The organism is Streptomyces sp. E-08, assembly GCF_049913095.1.
GTDB lineage: Bacteria > Actinomycetota > Actinomycetes > Streptomycetales > Streptomycetaceae > Streptomyces.
On record NZ_CP183971.1, the window covers coordinates 3,224,864 to 3,241,646 of the forward strand.

Here is a 16,783-nt window from a genome sequence, read left to right on the forward strand (position 1 = left end):
GGACGCGCCAACGCCCCTGATTCCTCAGGGGCGTTGGTCCGTACCCGTTATCTTTCCGCGATGTTCGGAGGCTTTCCGGAGCCGTACGGTGAACTCTTGGCTGCCGCCCGGCGGCCGGTCAGCTTCCGGTCGCGGACTTCCACGCGTCGACGTACGCCGTGAGGTTCTTGTCGACGTCGGCCCAGTCGGGCTCGAAGACCTCGACGCCCTCCATCAGCTTGGCGAGTTCGATGGCGTTGGCGTCGGTGGCCTTGACGTCCTTGCGGGCGGGGAAGCCGCCGCCGATCGCGCTGACCTGGCGCTGGGCGCCCTCGCTCAGCATGAAGTCGAGGAGCTTCCTGCCGTTCTCGGTGTGGGGGGCCTTGTTCACCAGGCCGGCGGCGTACGGCAGGGCGAAGGTGGTGGGCCTGCCGCCGCCCTTCGCCGGGAACCAGATGCCGAGGTTCGGCATGGACCTGGACTGGGCGAAGTTCATCTGGACGTCGCCGTTGGCGACGAGGAGTTCGCCCTTGTCCACCTTGGGGGCGAGCTTGGAGGTGGAGGAGGACGGGCCGACGTTGTTGGCCTGGAGCTTCTTCAGGTACTCCATGGCTGGCTCCTTGCCGCCGAAGTCGTGCATCGCCTTGATGAGGACGGCGGTGCCGTCGCCCGCGACGCCGGGGGTGGAGTACTGCAGCTTGTCCTTGTACTTCGCGTCGAGCAGCTCCTCCCAGGTCTTCGGGGCCCCGGGGAGCTCCTTCTCGTTGTGGACGAAGCCGAAGTAGTTGTTGACGACGGAGGTCCAGGTGCCGTCACCGGACTTGTCGCCGCCGTTCACCTGGTCGGCGCCCTTCGGCTCGTACGGCTGGAGCAGGCCCTTGGAGCCGGCCTGCTGGATGAACGGCGGCAGGGTGACGAGGACGTCGGCCTGGGTGTTGCTCTTCTCGCGGAGGGCGCGCTGCACCATCTCGCCGGAGCCGCCCTCGACGTACTTCACCTTGATGCCGGTCTGCTTCTCGAAGTCGGCGAAGACCTTGTCGTACCACCCGTCGCCCGCCTCGCCCTTGAGGCCGTCGGCGCTGTAGACGGTGACGACCTTCTCGTCGGAGGCGGCGGAGGAGCCCGAGCAGGCGCTGAGTGTGGCGGCGAGGACGAGGGCGCCGGTGAGGGCGGCGACCGGCTTGGCGTACGTACGCATCACGTTGTTCTCTCCTGGGTGACTTAGCGGTAGGACGCTCTGGTACGGATACGGGAGACGGCGAGCAGGGCGAGGAGCGTCGCGGCCATGAGGACCACGGCGAGCGCCGAGCCGGTGAACAGGGAGCCCCGGTCGGTCGCGGTGAAGATGAGCACCGGCAGCGGGGTCCAGTCCGGCGGGTAGAGCATCATCGTGGCGCTGAGCTCTCCCATGGACAGGGCGAAGCAGAGCCCGGCGGCCGCGTTCAGGGACGGCAGCAGGAGCGGGAGCTTCACGCGGAGCAGGACGTACGAGGGCCGGGCGCCGAGACTGGCCGCCGCCTGCTCGTACATCGGGTCCAGACGCCGGATGGCGGCCGAGACCGACTGGTGGGCGAACGCCGTGACGAGGACGGTGTGCGCGAGGATCACGATCCAGCGGGTGCCGTTGAGGAGCATCGGCGGCTGCGAGAAGGCGACGAGGACGGCGAGGCCGACGACCACGGACGGCACGGCGACCGGCAGCATGAAGAGGGCGCCGAGGATCCTCCTGCCCCTCTTCCCCAGGGCCGCGGCGGCGAGCGCGGCCCAGGTCCCGACGGTCAGCGCGATCACGCTCGCGGTGACGGCCGTGACCAGGCTGGTGGTGAGCGCCTGGAGGGACTCCCCGCGCACGGCCGCCGTGTAGTGGGCGGCGGTGGGTCCGGAGGGGAAGGCGCCGGACCAGTGGGTGGAGAACGAGGCGGCGAGGATGACGAGGAGCGGCAGGGCGAACAGCGGGACGAAGAGCACCGCGAACAGGACCCACGCGGTCCACCTGCCCGGACGGCTATGCACCAGCACGGCGGCTCACCCCCCGGTAGAGGACGTAGAGGCCGACCGAGAGGGCGACGTTGACGACGGCGACGACGCAGGCGGCCGCGTAGTCGGATTCGAGGATCGCCTTGCTGTAGACGAGCATCGGGAGGGTCGTGACGCCCTTGGCCCCGGTGAACAGGACGATCCCGAACTCGTTGAGGCACATGACGAGGACGAGGCTGCCGCCGGCGGCGAGCGCGGGCAGCGCCTCGGGCAGGATCACCTGCCGGACGATCCGCAGCGGCCGGGCGCCGAGCGAGGACGCGACCTCCAGCTGGGCGGTCTCCATCTGCGAGAACGCGGCGAGGAGCGGGCGCATCACGAACGGGGTGAAGTAGGTGATCTCGGCGAGCAGGACGCCCCACGGGGTGGTGAGGAACCGGAACGGGCCCGCGGGGTCGCCGGTGACGTCGGTCCAGATCCCGTTGGCCATGCCGGCCGAGCCGTACAGGAACAGCAGGGCGAGCGTGATCAGGAAGGACGGGAAGGAGAGGAAGACGTCGATGAACTTCGACACCGCCTTCCCGCCGGGGAACGGCACGAACGCGATCACGAGCGCGAGGACGAAGCCGAGGACCAGACAGCCGGCGGTGGCGGCGACGGCGAGCCACACGGTGGTGACGAGTGCGTCGCGGAAGGAGGCGGAGGCGAAGACCTCGGCGTACGCACCGGGGGCGAGCGACTCCCGCACGACGAGCGCGAGCGGGTAGAGGAAGACGACGGCGAGGACGGCGACGGGGGGCAGGGCCCAGAGCCGGACGCGCGTGGTGGGCCTGCGTTCCGCCGGGGCGGAGCCGGTGGGCACGACCCCCGGTGCGGGTCGCCGTTCGAGGAGGCCTTCAGCCATGGCCGACCCCTGCGGACAGCAGCACCGCGTCGTCCGGCGCGAAGTGCACCGTCACCTCGGTACCGAGTGCGGGCGTCTCCCTGAGCTCCCGTACGTCCGCCTTGACGCGATGCCCGCCCACCTCCACGTACAGCCGGTGCGTGGAGCCCCGCCACTGGACCTCGGTGATCCGGCCGCTCAGGGCGTTGGGCCCCGGGCCGAGGCCGACGAGGTGGGGCCGGACGCAGAGGGTGGCGGTGGATCCGGGCGCGGCCTCGGAGGCCGGCACCTCCAGCTCCAGTCCCTCGAAGGTGACCCCCTTCGCGCCCACCGTCACCGGCAGCAGGTTCGCGTTGCCGACGAACGAGGCCGTGAACTCGGTGCGCGGGCGGCGGTACAGGTCCTGCGGGGTGCCGCAGTCCTGGAGCCGCGCCTTGTCCATGACGGCGATCCGGTCGGCGAGGGTCAGCGCCTCCACCTGGTCGTGGGTGACGTACAGGATCGACACGTCCGGCAGCTCGCGGTGGAGCCGGGCGAGTTCGGTCAGCATCCCGGAGCGCAGCTGGGCGTCGAGCGCCGAAAGGGGCTCGTCGAGGAGGAGGACCCGGGGGCGGATGGCGAGCGCGCGGGCGATGGCGACGCGCTGCTGCTGGCCGCCGGAGAGCTCACGGGGGTGGCGCTGGGCGTAGGCGGCCATCCCGGTCATCTCCAGGGCTTCGGCGACCCGCCCCGGGATCTCGCCCTTCGGCACCTTCTGGGCCTTCAGGCCGAAGGCCACGTTGGCCACGACCTTCAGGTGGGGGAAGAGGGCGTACTGCTGGACGACCATGCCGATGCCCCGCTTGTACGGCGGGAGCGCGGTGACGTCGCGGTCGCCGATGAGCACCCGCCCGGAGGCGGGCCGGACGAATCCGGCGACGGCCCGCAGGGCGGTCGTCTTGCCGGAGCCGGAGGGGCCGAGGAGGGCCATGACCTCGCCGGGCTCGACGGTCAGGTCGAGGGAGTCGAGGACGGTGTTGCTGCCGTACGTGACGGTGACGCCGTCGAAGCGGATGCCGCTGATCATGCCTCGTACTCCCGTATCAGGCCGGGGAGTTCCGCGACCGAGGCGAGGACGTGCGTGGCGCCGTGCTCCTTGAGGGCGGCCTCGTCGTGCGCGCCCGTCAGGACGCCCGCGACGATCCCGGCGCCCGAGCGGACCCCGCTGAGCATGTCGTACGAGGTGTCGCCCGCGACGACGATCTGCCGTACGTCGTCGACGGCCCCGGTGCGGAGGAACGCGGCGAGGACCATGTCGGGGTACGGGCGCCCCCGGCCGCCCGCGTCCGCCGGGCAGAGCGTCAGCTCGACGAGGTCCCGCCAGCCGAGGGCGTCGAGGATGGCGTCCTGGGTGACGCGGGCGAAGCCGGTGGTGAGGACGACGGTCCGGCCCTGGTCGCGGAGGGCGGCGATGGCGTCGGCCGCGCCGGGGACGGGGGCGATGAGACCGTCGGCGACCAGCTCTCCGTACGCCGCCTCGAAGGCGAGGTTGGCCTCCTGGGCGCGGGTCTCGTCGCCGCCGAAGAGGTGGCGGAAGACGGAGATCTTGGACTCGCCCATGGTGGCGCGGACGTAGTCGATCATCGTGGCCGGGTCTTCGCCGAGGCGTTCGGCGGCGGCCGTGAACGCCTGCTCGACGAGGCCGCCGTCGGCGACGGTCGTACCGGCCATGTCCAGGACGACGAGGTTGTTCTTCTTCACGGTGTTCACCAGCCCAGTTCGTTCGCGGTCGTCTCGGCGATGGCGGGAGAGCAGGTCATGCCCCGGCCGCCGGGTCCGGTCACCAGCCAGACGCCGTCGCGGACCCGCTGGCGGTGCACGACCCGGCTGGTGTCGACGCACTGCGCGTACACCCCGGCCCAGCGGCGCCGGATCTTCGGCAGCGGGCGGCCGAGGAAGGACTCGACGACGCGGGTGAGGTGCTCGTAGGGGTCTTCGAGGGTGTCGAAGGCGAAGGGGTGCTCGTACTCGTGGGTGTCGCCGATGGTCAGCCCGCCGTCGAGCCGCTGCACCATCAGCAGCTGCATCTTGTGGGCGGCGGCGGTGGGGTCCTGCGCCTGGCCCTCGTTGAGGGCGTCCAGGGCGGGGGACGCGTACGCCGGGTAGTAGCGGAAGGAGTCCGCGTCGGCGACGGAGGTGGTGAGCGGCTCGCCGAGGGGTGCGGTCTGCATCATCTGGAGCCGGACCCGGCGGACCGGTATCTCGCCGGCGACCTCGCGGACGAGGCCGGAGAGCCAGGCGCCCGTGCACAGGACGACGGCGTCGCCGGTGTGGGTCTCGCCGCGGTCGTCGCGGACCGCGTTCTCTCCCACGACGTCCCGGACCTCGCGGTTCGGCAGGAAGGTGTACTTCCCGGTGGCGAGGAGGGCCTCGCGGAGGGCGAGCTGGGCGAGGCGCGGTTCGACGGCCGCGTCCCGCTCGCACCAGAGGGCCGCCTCGAAAGCGCCGCGCAGGGCCGGGTTGACCGCGCGGGCCTCGGCGGCCGTGAGCAGCCTGTAGCCGCGGGCGGCGGCGTCGGGGCGGGCCACGGCGGCCTCGGCGACGGCGAGTTCGAGCTCGTTCCGTACGGGGGTGAGGGAGCCGATGGCCCGGAAGCCGAGGCCGGGGACGCGGGCGCCGATGCCCTCCCAGAGTTCGCGGGCGCGCAGGGCGGTGTCGAGCTCCTCCCCGCCCGCCCGTCCGCTCACCCAGATCTGGCCGAAGTTGCGGAGGGACGCTCCGCGCGCCTCGGCCTCGCGCTCGATGTGTACGACCTCGTGGCCGCGTTCCACTGCGTGCCAGGCGTGCATGGTTCCCACCACGCCGGCTCCTACGACGATCACCTTCATGACGTCGACGGTCGCGGGATCGGGTGGACCGGACGGATCCGGTGGGCGACGGGACGGTGAACGGCCCGACAAGCTTGGACCAGACCCGTTACCATTCCGTGATCATGCGGGGGTGGGGTCCGGGTGCCCGGGCGGTCAGCCCTGCCGCCCCAGGTGCGTGGTGAAGCTGAACCGGTCACCCCGGTAGAGCGTGCGGACCCGCTCCAGGGGCCGCCCCGCCGTGTCCCGGGAGACGCGGTGGAGCAGCAGCATCGGCAGCGCGGGCGGCGTGCCGACGAGCAGGGCCTCGCGCGGGGTCGCGAGGACGGTCTCGATGCGCTCGTCGGCGTCACCGAACGAGATGCCGAGCCGGCCGTGGAGGTAGGCGTAGAAGGAGGAGTCCGGGTCGAACTCGGTGTCGAGCCGCGGGGCGCGGGCCTCCGAGACGTACGTGCTCTCCAGGCCGACCCGCTCGTCGTCGGCGAGCAGCACGCGCTCCATGTGCCAGACGGGCTCGCCGCGTTCGGCGCCGACCTCGGGGGCGAGCGCCTCCGGGCAGGGGAAGCGGTCGAGCGAGATCAGGCTGCGGCCGGGCCGGCGGCCCTGGCGGCGCACGCCCTCCGTGTAGCTCGCGAGCGAGAGGGGCTGCTCCAGCTTGGGCCCCGCGACGACCGTGCCCCGGCCCCGGCGGCGCAGCCGCCCCTCCAGGAGGAGTTCGCGCAGCGCCTGCCGGACGGTCTCGCGGGAGACCTCGTACCGGACGGCGAGATCGCGCTCGGTGGGCAGCAGCCCGCCCTCCCCCAACTCGTCGACCATCACGGCGATCTTCGCCTTGACGGCGTAGTACTTGGGGACGCGGCCGTGCTCGGGGATGCCGGAGCGGACGGGGGCGCCGGGGCTGGTCTGGTAGTTCATCCGGGGATGGTCGCAGACGGGGATGAACGGGAAGGTGTACGGCGCATGGCTCAGCGGTGCCGGGGGCGCCGGGCGGCCCGTACGAGGAGTGCGCCGAGCAGGACCAGACCGGCGGCGAGCGGACCGAAGCCCCACGCGTACGTCTCCGACTCCCGTCCGGTATTGGCCAGTTCGGGGCCCTGTGCGGTGTCGGCGGGGTCCTGCGCGGCCCCGGTGGCGGGCGCGGTCGGCGCCGGTGGACGGGCCGCCTTGCCGGGCGGCGCCGACGGGTCCGCCGGGGCGGGTGTGTCAGGTGCCGTGGGCGTGGCCGGCCCGGCCGGGCCCACGGTCAGGCGGTAGTCGCCGGACTCGCCGATCCAGTCGCCGTCCTCGCCCCTGCGCTGCACGACCGCCGCGTTGACGACGACCTCGTCGGGCGCCGTCTCCACCTCGAACGTCAGGCGTACGGGAACGGTGAGGGTCCCGCCCGCGGGCACCGCGAAGCCGCCGAAGCCGGTGAACGCGCCCACGTTCTCGGCCTCCTCGGTCGACTCGAAGGACACCGGGCGCCAGCGTGCCGAACCGGCGTCGTAGAACTCGAACCGGATCTGCTCCGGGCGCAGGGCGCGGTCGCGGTCGGCGAGGACGAGCACCGGGTGGACGTCCGAGCAGGGGGCGTCGGTGGTGTTCGTGAGGTCGAGCTTCCAGGCCTGGAAGGGGCCGCCCGCCGGATAGTCGGCCGGTCCGCCGTGGATCCGGGTGTCCAGCGGGAACCCTCCACCGGCCGGGATTCCGCAGGTGGGCGCGGGCGGATCGGGCGCGGGGACGGCGAAGGCCGGGGCGGCGATCGCGAGGGGCGCGGTGGCCGCGGCGGCCACGGTCACGGTCACGGCGCGGACGCCGCGCAGGCGCAGGGGGGCGGGTGCCATGGGGCGGGGGCCTTTGCTGCTCGCGGACGTGGGGACGGCGGTGACGCTGCCACGCGGGAGGGGGCGGACGGGCCGGCGACACCGGGAAGACACCCGCAGGGGACAAAGGATCCGTCCGATCGGCCTACTTTCCGATGATCGGAAAGTAGGCCGGGAGCTTGGCGGCCGCTTCCCGAGGGGGCCCCGGTGGTCTCGTCCCGAAGGGGCTCCGGCGGTCACGCCCCGAAGGGGCCCCGGCGGTCACGTCCCGAAGGGGCTCCGGCGGTCACGTCCCGAAGGGGGCCCGGCGGTCACGTCCTAAAGCCCCGGCGGTCACTTCCCCGAAGCCCCGGCGGTCACTTCCCGAAGACCGGGGCCAGGGTCAGCCAGGCCGCGCCCTCCGCCACCGCGTCCCGGCCGGTCGCGAGGGCCACCGGCGCCGTCAGACCGAGGCCGGCCAGCACCTCCCGTACCCCCTCCGCGAAGACCTCCGGATCGGCGAGCACCACCCGCCCTCCCAGGAGGACCTGGTCGATGTCGAGGAGCCGGACGAGGTTGGCGGCGCCCGCGCCCAGGATCCGCGCGGCCCCGGCGAGTTCGCCGCGCGCGACGGCCGCCAGGCACAGGACCTCCAGACAGCCGCGCCCGCCGCAGCCGCACGGCGGTCCGTCCAGCTGCACGGTCTGGTGGCCGAGCTCGCCCGCCCCCGTCCTGTCCCCGCGCAGCGGCGCGCCACCGAGGACGAGACCCGCACCCAGCCCCGTACCGAGGTGGACGTAGGCGAAGGAGGCGGGGGCGGCGGGGCGCAGGGCGAGGCCGAGGGCGGCGGCGTTGGTGTCCTTGTCGAGGACGACGGGCAGCCCGAGGCGCGCCGCCAGCTCCTCCCGTACGGGATGTCCGGCCCACTCCGGGAAGCCGGTGACCCGGCCGGGCACCCCGGCCCGGTGGTCCAGCGGCCCGGGCATGGCGACCCCGGCACCGAGGACGGTGCTGTCGGGCGGGAGCACCTCCCGCAGCGCGCGCACCTCCTCCGTCACCGCGTCCAGGACCGGTCCCGCCCCCGCGCCCAGGTCCACGGGACGGCGGCGGACCTCCAGGACGGTGCCGGCGAGGTCGGTCAGGAGGACGGTCAGCTCGTCGCGGTCGAGGTGGACCCCGACGGCGTGCGCGGCGGAGGGCTCCAGGCGCAGGACGGTGCGGGGCTTGCCGCCGGTCGAGGCGCGGTGGCCGGCCTCCGCGGCGAGGCCCTCGGCCCGGAGCCGGGCGGTGATCTTGCTGACCGCCTGCGGGGTGAGCCCGGTCCGCTCGGCCACCTCCAGGCGGCTGATCCCGTTCTCGCCCGCGGTGCGCAGCAGGTCGAGCACGAGCGCCGCGTTGTGGCTGCGCAGGGCCGGTACGTTCACTCCCACCAGGTCATTCCTCACTCCCCCATTGTCGCCGTCGCTTGCACTTTGGCAACAGCGTTGCTTAAGTGGAACGCATGACTGGCACCGACCCCCGCACCCCGCTCCGCGTCGGACTCGTCGGCTACGGCCTCGCGGGCTCCGTCTTCCACGCCCCGCTGATCGCCGCCTCCGAGGACCTCGTCCTCGCCGCCGTCACCACCGGCAACCCCGAGCGGGCCGCCGAGGCCGGGGCCGCCCACCCCGGCGTCCGGGTCGCCGCCCGCCCCGAGGAGCTGTGGGCACCGGGGGCCGGGGAGCTGGACCTGGTCGTCGTCGCCTCCCCCAACAAGACGCACGTCGCCGTCGCCACCGCCGCTCTGGAGGCCGGCCTCCCCGTCGTCGTCGACAAGCCGCTCGCGGGGACCGCCGCCGAGGCCCGCGCGCTCGCGGCCCTCGCCGAGGAGCGCGGCCTGCTCCTCTCCGTCTTCCAGAACCGCCGCTGGGACAACGACTTCCGCACCCTGCGCCGACTCCTCGACGAGGGCGCGCTCGGCGAGGTCCAGCGCTTCGAGTCCCGCTTCGAGCGGTGGCGCCCGCGACCCAAGGGCGGCTGGCGCGAGTCCGGCGCGCCGGAGGAGATCGGCGGGCTCCTGTACGACCTGGGCAGCCACGTCGTCGACCAGGCCCTCGTGCTCTTCGGCCCGGTGGCCTCGGTGTACGCCGAGTCGGACGTGCGCCGGCCCGGCGCCGAGGCCGACGACGACACGTTCCTCGCGCTCACCCACGCGAACGGGGTCCGCTCCCACCTGTACGTGAGCGCCACCACCGCCCAGCTCGGCCCCCGCTTCCGGGTGCTCGGGCGGAGCGCGGGCTTCGTGAAGTACGGGCTCGACCCCCAGGAGGCCGCCCTCCGTGAGGGTCTGCGACCCGGGCCCGGCGTCGTCTGGGGCGCCGAGCCGGAGCAGCTGTGGGGCCGGATCGGTGCCGGGGAGTCGCCGCTGACGGGCGGCGGCACTCCGGTGGAGTCGCTGCCCGGCGACTACCCGGCGTACTACGCGTCCGTCGCCGCCGCCGTGCGCGGCGCCGGGGAGAACCCGGTCACCGCGCACGAGGCGGCCGCCGCCCTGGACGTCCTGGAGGCGGCGCGGCTCTCGGCCCGCGAGGGCCGCACGGTCACCCTCTGACGACCGCTCAGCTCCTCCGCCTCCGCCGCCGGCCGATCAGCACGAGCGCGCCGCCGCCGAGGCCGAGGGCGACCGCGGTGGCGCCCATGACGAGTTTCCCGGTACCGGCGCCGGTCTCGGAGAGCTCGCCGTTCGGTCCGTGGTCGCCGCCGGAGTCGCCGTAACCGCTGTCGCCGCCGCTGTCGCCGTGGCCGGAGTCACCGCCGGTGGATGATCCGCCGGTGGTGGATCCGCCGGTGGTCCAGCCGCCGTCCGTCGAGCCGCCGGTCGTCCAGCCTCCGCTCGTGTGGTCGGTGGGCGTCGGTGTCGGGTGGGTCGGGTGGGTCGGGGTGGGGGTCGGCTCGGTCGGCGTGGGGGTCGGATCCGTCGGGGTCGGCGTCGGATCCGTCGGTGTGGGAGTCGGGTCGGTCGGCGTCGGCGTGGGGTCCGTCGGCGTGGGGGTGGGCGTCGGCGTCGGGTCCGTGCACGACGGCAGATCACCGTTGAACGGATAGGCGTGGATCTCCTGACCTCCGCCCCCGCCGGACGCCGAGGTGTGGGTGAGGTCGCCGGTGGTGAAGAAGCGGCCGTTCATGCCGGGCATCGTCACCGTCGTCCCACTGGCCTGGTTGCCGACGAGCACGCTCCCCGCGAACTGGGCCGTGCCCTCGAACGTGACCTTCGTGGCGTCCGGGAAGTTCCACAGGACCCGCTCGCGCAGGCCGTCCGGCAGCTGGTTGATGTACGAGTCGACGGTGCGGTCCGCGCCGAGGAGGTTGACGAGGACCGTGGCACCGGCCGGGATCCGGGCGAAGCGGATGCCCTGCTGGCCGCCGCTCGCCGACTCCAGGTCGAAGGCGACGTTGAAGACCTGGAGCGCCGAGGTGCCGTCACCCGTGAAGAGCGTCTCGTGGTTGTTGTTGACGGCGGTGCCGGTGGGGGTGCGGGAGGCCCCGTTCACGTACGCGTAGCAGTGACTGGCCTCGGTGAGCTGCCCCCGGAGCGCCTTGTACGGGTCGGCGGCCGCGGTGTCGTGGACCGGGGCGGGGATCACCGTGCCGGAGAGGGCGCCCCCGTACCGTACGACGCCGTGGACCGTGCCCTCCTCGGCCAGCAGGCGCTGCTGGGCGGCGACCGTCAGGTCCTTGCCGACGGTGAGGAAGTCGGTGCCGTTTTCGGGCGGGACGCGCGAGCCGACTCCTGCGACGCCGACGTTGTAGACGCCGGAGACGCCCTGCCTCTTGTTCTGGTCGAAGCCGCCGAGGACGACGATCTTGCCCTCGGCCTCGGCGGCGGACTCGCGGACGCGGAAGTCGCCGCCGACGAAGACGTTGATGTTGTTGTCGCGGTGGGTGACGGGGCCGCTGCCGTTGTCGTCGGGGTACTTCGCGGGGCAGTCGCCCGGCTTGCAGGGGCCGAGGCCGCCGGGCAGGGGGTCGGCGTGGCCCGTGACGGCGAGCACGCCGACGAGGGCGGTGGCCCCGACCGTGGACGCGGCGATGAGGGCGAGGCGGCGCCGGTCGCGCCTCCGCGCGTACGAAATTCTCTCCATATCGGGCAATATGCAAAAAATGACATGGAAATGGCGACGCCCCACGCGGGGGCGTCGCCGCTTTCTCCTCCGTGGAGTCAGGCGCCCTTGAGCTCCTGGCGCTGCCGGCCGAGGCCCTCGACCTCCAGCTCGACCACGTCACCGGGGCGCAGGTACGGCTTGGGCTCCGGCTGCCCCATGGCGACACCCGCGGGCGTGCCGGTGTTGATGATGTCGCCCGGGTACAGGGTCATGAACCGGCTGACGTACCGGACGACCTCCGCGACCGGGAAGATCTGGTCCGAGGTGTGACCGTCCTGCTTGAGCTCGCCGTTGACCCACAGTTTCAGGCCGAGGTCCTGCGGGTCGGGCACCTCGTCGGCGGTGACGAGCCAGGGGCCGAGCGGGTTGAAGGTCTCGCAGTTCTTGCCCTTGTCCCAGGTGCCGCCGCGCTCGATCTGGAACTCGCGCTCGGAGACGTCGTGGGCGACCGCGTACCCGGCGACGTGCGCGAGGGCCTGCTCGTCGGTCTCCAGGTAGCGGGCGGTGCGGCCGATGACGATCGCGAGCTCGACCTCCCAGTCGGTCTTCACCGAACCGCGGGGCACGAGCACGGTGTCGTCCGGGCCGACGACGGTGTCGGCGGCCTTGAGGAAGACGACGGGCTCGGCGGGGGTGGCCTGACCGGTCTCGGCGGCGTGCCCGTGGTAGTTCAGCCCGATGCACACGACCTTGCCGATCCGGGCGACCGGCGGGCCGACGCGCAGCCCGGTGGCGTCGAGCGCGGGCAGCACGCCGGCGGCCGCCGCGCCGCGGACGCGGTCGAGGGCGGAGGCGTCGGCGAGCAGACTGCCGTCGATGTCGTCGACGAGGGCGGACAGGTCGCGGAGCGTTCCGTCCTGGTCGAGCAGGGCGGGACGCTCGGCTCCCGGCGGGCCGACACGCAGCAGCTTCATGGTCTTCTCCCTGTGGTCGAGGAGGGCCCGGGGGGAGGGCCCTGAGGTGCCCCGGCCGATGGAGTGCGGCCATCGGAGGATTGGTCGATCCTCCAAGACAACGGGTCACTCTGCAAGACCCCGTTCACACACTGGACCCTTACGCGCGAGTAACCGGGCCCGGTCGACGCCTCAGACGGCCGTGGCCAGGCTCGCCGCCCCCGGCATGTCCCGGTAGAGGAAGGCGCGCTCGACGGCGGCCCAGGTGGTGCTGGTGACGATGTAGAGCGCGGCGGCGAGCGGCACGACGGCGACCGAGATCAGGGTCGCGAAGGAGAGCAGCGGCATGAACCGGGCCATGCCCGCGGCCATCCCGGCCCCCGGCTGGCCGGGCTCGACGGTGACCGCGACGGGCTGGCGCCGGGCCCGGACGTAGTTGTACGTGGCGACGGCGGCGACGATCGCGAAGAGCGCGAGGTAGACGAGACCGGCCGGGCCGAAGACGCCCCCGTCGGCGAGCGCGTCGGCGTAGTGGTCGCCGAGCGGGGCGGCGAAAAGGCTGTGGCCGGACATCCGCCCGCTGGAGAAGAGGTGGTACATCAGGAAGAACGCGGGCGCCTGGAGCAGGCTCGGCAGGCAGCCGGCGAGCGGCGAGACCTTCTCCCGCGCGTGCAGCTCCATGATCGCCTTCTGCATCCGCTCGGGGTTCTTGGCGTGCTTCTTGCGGATCTCGGCGAGCTGCGGTGCGAGCCGGGTGCGGGCCTTCTGACCGCGGGCGGCGGCACGGGAGAGCGGGTGGACCGCGAGCCGTACGAGCAGGGTGAAGAGGACGATCGCGGCGGCCGTGGCTGTGGTGGCGAAGAGCGGCTGGAGCAGGTCTGCGAGCCGCTCGACCAGGGAAGCGAAGACGTTCAAGGGAGCCCTCCGTGGGGTCTCGTCGTGCCGGGAGCAGGAGAAATCGGCATGACGGATCCGCGGAAGGTGCGTGCTGCGGTACGGGGTGGTACGGGCTCCCTACGCGGCCGTCGGGAGGGGACGGCCGGGAGCGCGGGGTCTGCGGCGCCCTGCGGCGTCGGGGTCGCGCTGGGGCAGGAAGGCGGTGCGCCGCTCGCGGTCGCGGATGGCGGTGCGGACGGCGGTGGGCGGTACGGCGGGGGCCGTACGGGCTCCGAAGAGGGCACAGACGACGCCGGTCGCGGCGAGGGCGACGGCGGCGGAGAGGCTCGCGCCGTCGGAGAGGAGCAGGTCGGCGAGGGCGAGCAGGAAGAACAGGGGCGCGACGATGCGCAGGACCAGGGTCCTGATCGTCATCCCGCCACCTCCTTCGCCTGCCACGGTCGTCTCACGGGGAGGACGCCCGGGGAGACCCAGGAGTTCCCGCGCGCGCTCACGACTTTCCCGTACGACTGTACGCCCACGCGTCCACCCGCCCGCGCGTCCACCGGCCCGCGCATCCACCGGCCCGCCCGCAGGCGTCAGGAGCTCGCGTGCTCCAGGGGGGCGAGGAGGCGGCGGGGCCGGAGGAGGGCGCGGCTGACGGGATCGGCGGGATCCGGGTCGAGCCCGGCGCCGGGCCGCATCTCGACGTCGCCGAGCGGCACGGGGAGGTGGCAGGACGGGCATTCGCCGTACGGCCCGAGTTCGGTGCCGCAGTCGGCGTGGTGGAAGTGGCGCAGCGGTACGGCTCCGGGGACCTCGGCCCGGCCCCAGGCGCCGAGCGAGCGCAGGACGGGCCAGAGACCGAGGCCGCGTTCGGTGAGCACGTACTCGTCGCGCGGGGGCGACTCCCGGTAGCGCCGCCGGTCGAGGACGCCGGCCTCGACGAGGGCCTGGAGGCGGGCGGCGAGGACGGCGCGGGGGATGCCGAGGTGGAGCAGGAAGTCGTTGTAGCGGCGGACGCCGTAGAAGGCGTCGCGGACGACGAGCAGGGTCCAGCGCTCGCCGACGACCTCCAGGGCGCGGGCGATGGAGCACTGCTGCTGGGAGTAGTCCTTGCCTAGGGCCATGGGATCCATCGTACCGATTCCAGGTTCACTGAACGAACCAACCTGGTACCTTGAGTTCATTCACCGAACCGACGGGTGGAGGCCCCTGCCATGTCCCAGCTCGCCGCCACGGCCCGCACCGCACCACCCGCCCGTACCGGCCGCCCCCGGGCCACCCTCGCCGTCACGGCCGCCGCCACCGCGGTCGCCCTGATGAACTACACGGCCCCGATGCTGACCCTCCCCGACATGGCCGCCGCCTTCGGGACCCCGGCCTCGGCACAGGCCTGGCTGCTCAACGGCACCCCGCTCGGCCTGGCCGTCCTCCTCCTGGTGGCCGGCAGCCTCGCCGACGCGCACGGGCGGCGCCGGGTCTTCCTGCTCGGCACCCTCGCGCTCGGCCTCACCACCGCGCTCGGCGCCCTCGCCGGCTCGACCCTCACCTTCACCCTGGCCCGGATCGCCCAGGGCGCGGCGAGCGCGGCCGTCCTCGCGGGCAGCCTCGGCCTCCTGGCCCAGGCGTACCCGGCGGGCCGGGACCGGATCAGGGCCACCGGGATCTGGGGCGCGTCGGTCAGCGGCGGCATCGCCCTCGGCCCGCTCCTCGCGGGCGCGCTGAGCCTGGCCGACTGGCGCCTGGCGTACGCGGCACTGGGGGCGGCGGCGCTGGTGGCCGCGGCGGCGGGGGCGCGGACGATGGAGCGCGAGGCGAGGACCCCGGCGGGCGAGGGGCGCCCCGACATCGCGGGAGCGGTCGCCCTCGGCCTGGCCCTGACGGCACTGCTCACCGCCCTCACCCTCGGCAGGGACGGCTGGCTGCGTCCCCCGGTGGGCCTGCTGCTCCTCGCGTCCGCCGTCCTGACGGCGCTGTTCGTGGCGGTCGAGCACCGGAGCCGTACGCCCATGATCGACCTGGCGCTGCTGCGCAGGGCGGCGTTCCTGGCGTCGACGCTCGGAGCGCTGTTCACGGGCCTGGCCGTGATCGGCCTGTTCAGCGTGGTGCCCGCGCTGCTCCAGGGCGGGGCCGGGATGTCGCCGCTGGGGGCGGCGGCGCTGTTCCTCCTCTGGTCGGGCACCGCGTTCGTGGCGGCCCTGCAGGCCCGCCGCCTCGCGGGCCGGCTCTCCGCCGCGCACCAACTGGCGCTGGGTTTCGTCCTGTCGGCGGCGGGAGTCCTCGCGCTGCTCGGCGGGCTCGAAGGCCCCTGGCCGCGCCTCCTCCCGGGCCTCGTGGTGGCGGGCACGGGCAGCGGCCTCCTGAACGCGGCGCTGCCCCGGCTCGCGGTGGACTCGGTGCCGCCGGAGCGGGCGGCGATGGGCTCGGGCGCGAACAACACCGCCCGCTACATCGGTTCCTCGGCCGGCGTCGCCCTCACCCTGGCCCTGGTGCCGGCGGGCCCGGACACGGCGCTGCTCGTCTCGGCCGCCCTGGCCCTCACGGGCGGGGCGCTCACCCTCGCCCTGGGGCGGTCGACACCAGCTTCGCCCAGACGATGAGCCGGTAGGTGCTGGTGAACTCGGGGGTGCAGGTGGTGAGGGTGAGATAGGCCCCGGGGGCGGAGTACCCGTACGAAGGCTTCACGAGGGACCGGGGCACGGCCCGAATCACACCGACGTCCCGAGGAGAAGTCGAAGCCAGAACGAGATCGACACGATAGAGATAGGTACGCGCACGCGTGCGCACGGAGATCTCGTCCCCGTCCCGGAGCCGGTTGATGTACCGAAAGGGCTCACCGTGCGTGTTCCGGTGCCCGGCGAGCGCGAAGTTCCCCACGGCCCCCGGCCCGGCGGTGCCGGGGTAGTGCCCGGCGTACCCCTTGTCGAGGACGGACCGCTTGGACACGCCCTCGGCGACGGGAACGCTGAGCCCGAGCCGGGGGATACGGAGGACGGCGAAGGCGGCAGAGGGCGAAGGGGCGGGAGAAGCGGCAGCGGCACCCGGCGCAGGAGCGGAACCGGACGGGGACGCGGGCTCGGAACCGGCCTCGGACACGGAGTCGGACACGGGCTCCTCGCCGGAAACGGACTCGGGCGTCGGAGAGATGTCCCACTCCCGCTCCAGGACGCGCACCTGGTCGAGGGCCTCGGCACGGGCCTCCCGATTCGTCCACCAGAGCTGATGGACGACAAGAAGCAGGATGAGAACCCCGCAGGTGACGGCGGTCTCGGCGCCCAGCCACAGCGCGCGGGCGCTCGTACGAGATCGTCCTCCCGTCTGGACGACGACCGGCACCCGCTGCCCCACCCTGGCCCGCACGCGGGGCACGATAAGCGCTGAGGCGCCAACTCTCCAGGCCCGT

At 73.6% G+C, this 16,783-nt stretch carries 17 protein-coding genes; 2 read left to right on the top strand and 15 right to left on the bottom strand.

Going from position 1 to position 16,783, the window contains the following annotated elements:
• Window positions 1–118: 118 nt before the first annotated feature.
• The 9 genes from ACN9MM_RS14665 to ACN9MM_RS14705 all read right to left on the bottom strand — a co-directional run bounded on the left by ACN9MM_RS14665 (window position 119) and on the right by ACN9MM_RS14705 (window position 8,890).
• A complete protein-coding gene (locus ACN9MM_RS14665; protein WP_426368742.1) occupies window positions 119–1,177 on the bottom strand; it encodes a 2-aminoethylphosphonate ABC transporter substrate-binding protein in 1,059 nt (352 codons plus the stop codon).
• Window positions 1,178–1,200: 23 nt separating this feature from the next.
• A complete protein-coding gene (locus ACN9MM_RS14670) occupies window positions 1,201–1,998 on the bottom strand; it encodes an ABC transporter permease (protein WP_426364035.1) in 798 nt (265 codons plus the stop codon).
• Window positions 1,985–2,860 carry a 2-aminoethylphosphonate ABC transporter permease subunit gene (locus ACN9MM_RS14675; protein WP_426364036.1) on the bottom strand — a complete coding sequence of 292 codons (876 nt, stop codon included), beginning with the start codon at window positions 2,858–2,860 and terminating at the stop codon, window positions 1,985–1,987. The genes ACN9MM_RS14670 and ACN9MM_RS14675 overlap by 14 nt, the downstream gene beginning before the upstream one ends.
• A complete protein-coding gene (locus ACN9MM_RS14680) occupies window positions 2,853–3,905 on the bottom strand; it encodes an ABC transporter ATP-binding protein (RefSeq protein WP_426364037.1) in 1,053 nt (350 codons plus the stop codon). Before ACN9MM_RS14680 ends, ACN9MM_RS14675 begins: the two co-directional genes overlap by 8 nt.
• Window positions 3,902–4,591, bottom strand: coding sequence for a phosphonatase-like hydrolase (locus ACN9MM_RS14685; RefSeq protein ID WP_426368743.1), 690 nt, complete (start codon window positions 4,589–4,591; stop codon window positions 3,902–3,904). The genes ACN9MM_RS14680 and ACN9MM_RS14685 overlap by 4 nt, the downstream gene beginning before the upstream one ends.
• Window positions 4,585–5,706: a TIGR03364 family FAD-dependent oxidoreductase gene (locus tag ACN9MM_RS14690; RefSeq protein ID WP_426364038.1), complete on the bottom strand. Its 1,122-nt coding sequence runs from the start codon at window positions 5,704–5,706 to the stop codon at window positions 4,585–4,587. Before ACN9MM_RS14690 ends, ACN9MM_RS14685 begins: the two co-directional genes overlap by 7 nt.
• A gap of 135 nt (window positions 5,707–5,841) precedes the next feature.
• Complete coding sequence (locus ACN9MM_RS14695; RefSeq protein ID WP_426364039.1) at window positions 5,842–6,600, bottom strand: GntR family transcriptional regulator; 759 nt, start codon at window positions 6,598–6,600, stop codon at window positions 5,842–5,844.
• 50 nt (window positions 6,601–6,650) lie between these two features.
• On the bottom strand, window positions 6,651–7,508 hold the full coding sequence (locus tag ACN9MM_RS14700) for a hypothetical protein (RefSeq protein ID WP_426364040.1): 858 nt from the start codon (window positions 7,506–7,508) through the stop codon (window positions 6,651–6,653).
• 335 nt (window positions 7,509–7,843) lie between these two features.
• A complete protein-coding gene (locus ACN9MM_RS14705) occupies window positions 7,844–8,890 on the bottom strand; it encodes an ROK family transcriptional regulator (protein ID WP_426368744.1) in 1,047 nt (348 codons plus the stop codon).
• A 77-nt stretch (window positions 8,891–8,967) separates the two neighbouring features.
• On the opposite strand from ACN9MM_RS14705, the gene ACN9MM_RS14710 reads away from it, so the two are divergent.
• On the top strand, window positions 8,968–10,056 hold the full coding sequence (locus tag ACN9MM_RS14710) for a Gfo/Idh/MocA family protein (protein ID WP_426364041.1): 1,089 nt from the start codon (window positions 8,968–8,970) through the stop codon (window positions 10,054–10,056).
• A gap of 7 nt (window positions 10,057–10,063) precedes the next feature.
• On the opposite strand, the gene ACN9MM_RS14715 is transcribed toward ACN9MM_RS14710, so the two are convergent.
• From ACN9MM_RS14715 to ACN9MM_RS14735, 5 genes are all read right to left on the bottom strand, one after another.
• Window positions 10,064–11,587 (bottom strand): choice-of-anchor A family protein, encoded by a 1,524-nt coding sequence (locus ACN9MM_RS14715; RefSeq protein ID WP_426364042.1) that lies wholly within the window; start codon window positions 11,585–11,587, stop codon window positions 10,064–10,066.
• Window positions 11,588–11,664: 77 nt separating this feature from the next.
• On the bottom strand, window positions 11,665–12,522 hold the full coding sequence (locus ACN9MM_RS14720; RefSeq protein ID WP_329851020.1) for a fumarylacetoacetate hydrolase family protein: 858 nt from the start codon (window positions 12,520–12,522) through the stop codon (window positions 11,665–11,667).
• A 171-nt stretch (window positions 12,523–12,693) separates the two neighbouring features.
• Window positions 12,694–13,416: a YidC/Oxa1 family membrane protein insertase gene (locus ACN9MM_RS14725; protein WP_426364043.1), complete on the bottom strand. Its 723-nt coding sequence runs from the start codon at window positions 13,414–13,416 to the stop codon at window positions 12,694–12,696.
• Between the two features lie 99 nt (window positions 13,417–13,515).
• Window positions 13,516–13,812, bottom strand: a complete 297-nt coding sequence (locus ACN9MM_RS14730; RefSeq protein ID WP_426364044.1) for a DUF6412 domain-containing protein — start codon at window positions 13,810–13,812, stop codon at window positions 13,516–13,518.
• Between the two features lie 164 nt (window positions 13,813–13,976).
• Window positions 13,977–14,507, bottom strand: coding sequence for a winged helix-turn-helix transcriptional regulator (locus tag ACN9MM_RS14735; RefSeq protein WP_426364045.1), 531 nt, complete (start codon window positions 14,505–14,507; stop codon window positions 13,977–13,979).
• 90 nt (window positions 14,508–14,597) lie between these two features.
• On the opposite strand from ACN9MM_RS14735, the gene ACN9MM_RS14740 reads away from it, so the two are divergent.
• Window positions 14,598–15,980 (top strand): MFS transporter, encoded by a 1,383-nt coding sequence (locus ACN9MM_RS14740; protein WP_426364046.1) that lies wholly within the window; start codon window positions 14,598–14,600, stop codon window positions 15,978–15,980.
• Here ACN9MM_RS14740 and ACN9MM_RS14745 read toward each other — a convergent pair.
• Window positions 15,934–16,740 (bottom strand): class E sortase, encoded by an 807-nt coding sequence (locus tag ACN9MM_RS14745; RefSeq protein ID WP_426364047.1) that lies wholly within the window; start codon window positions 16,738–16,740, stop codon window positions 15,934–15,936. The genes ACN9MM_RS14740 and ACN9MM_RS14745 overlap by 47 nt on opposite strands.
• Window positions 16,741–16,783: the final 43 nt, after the last annotated feature.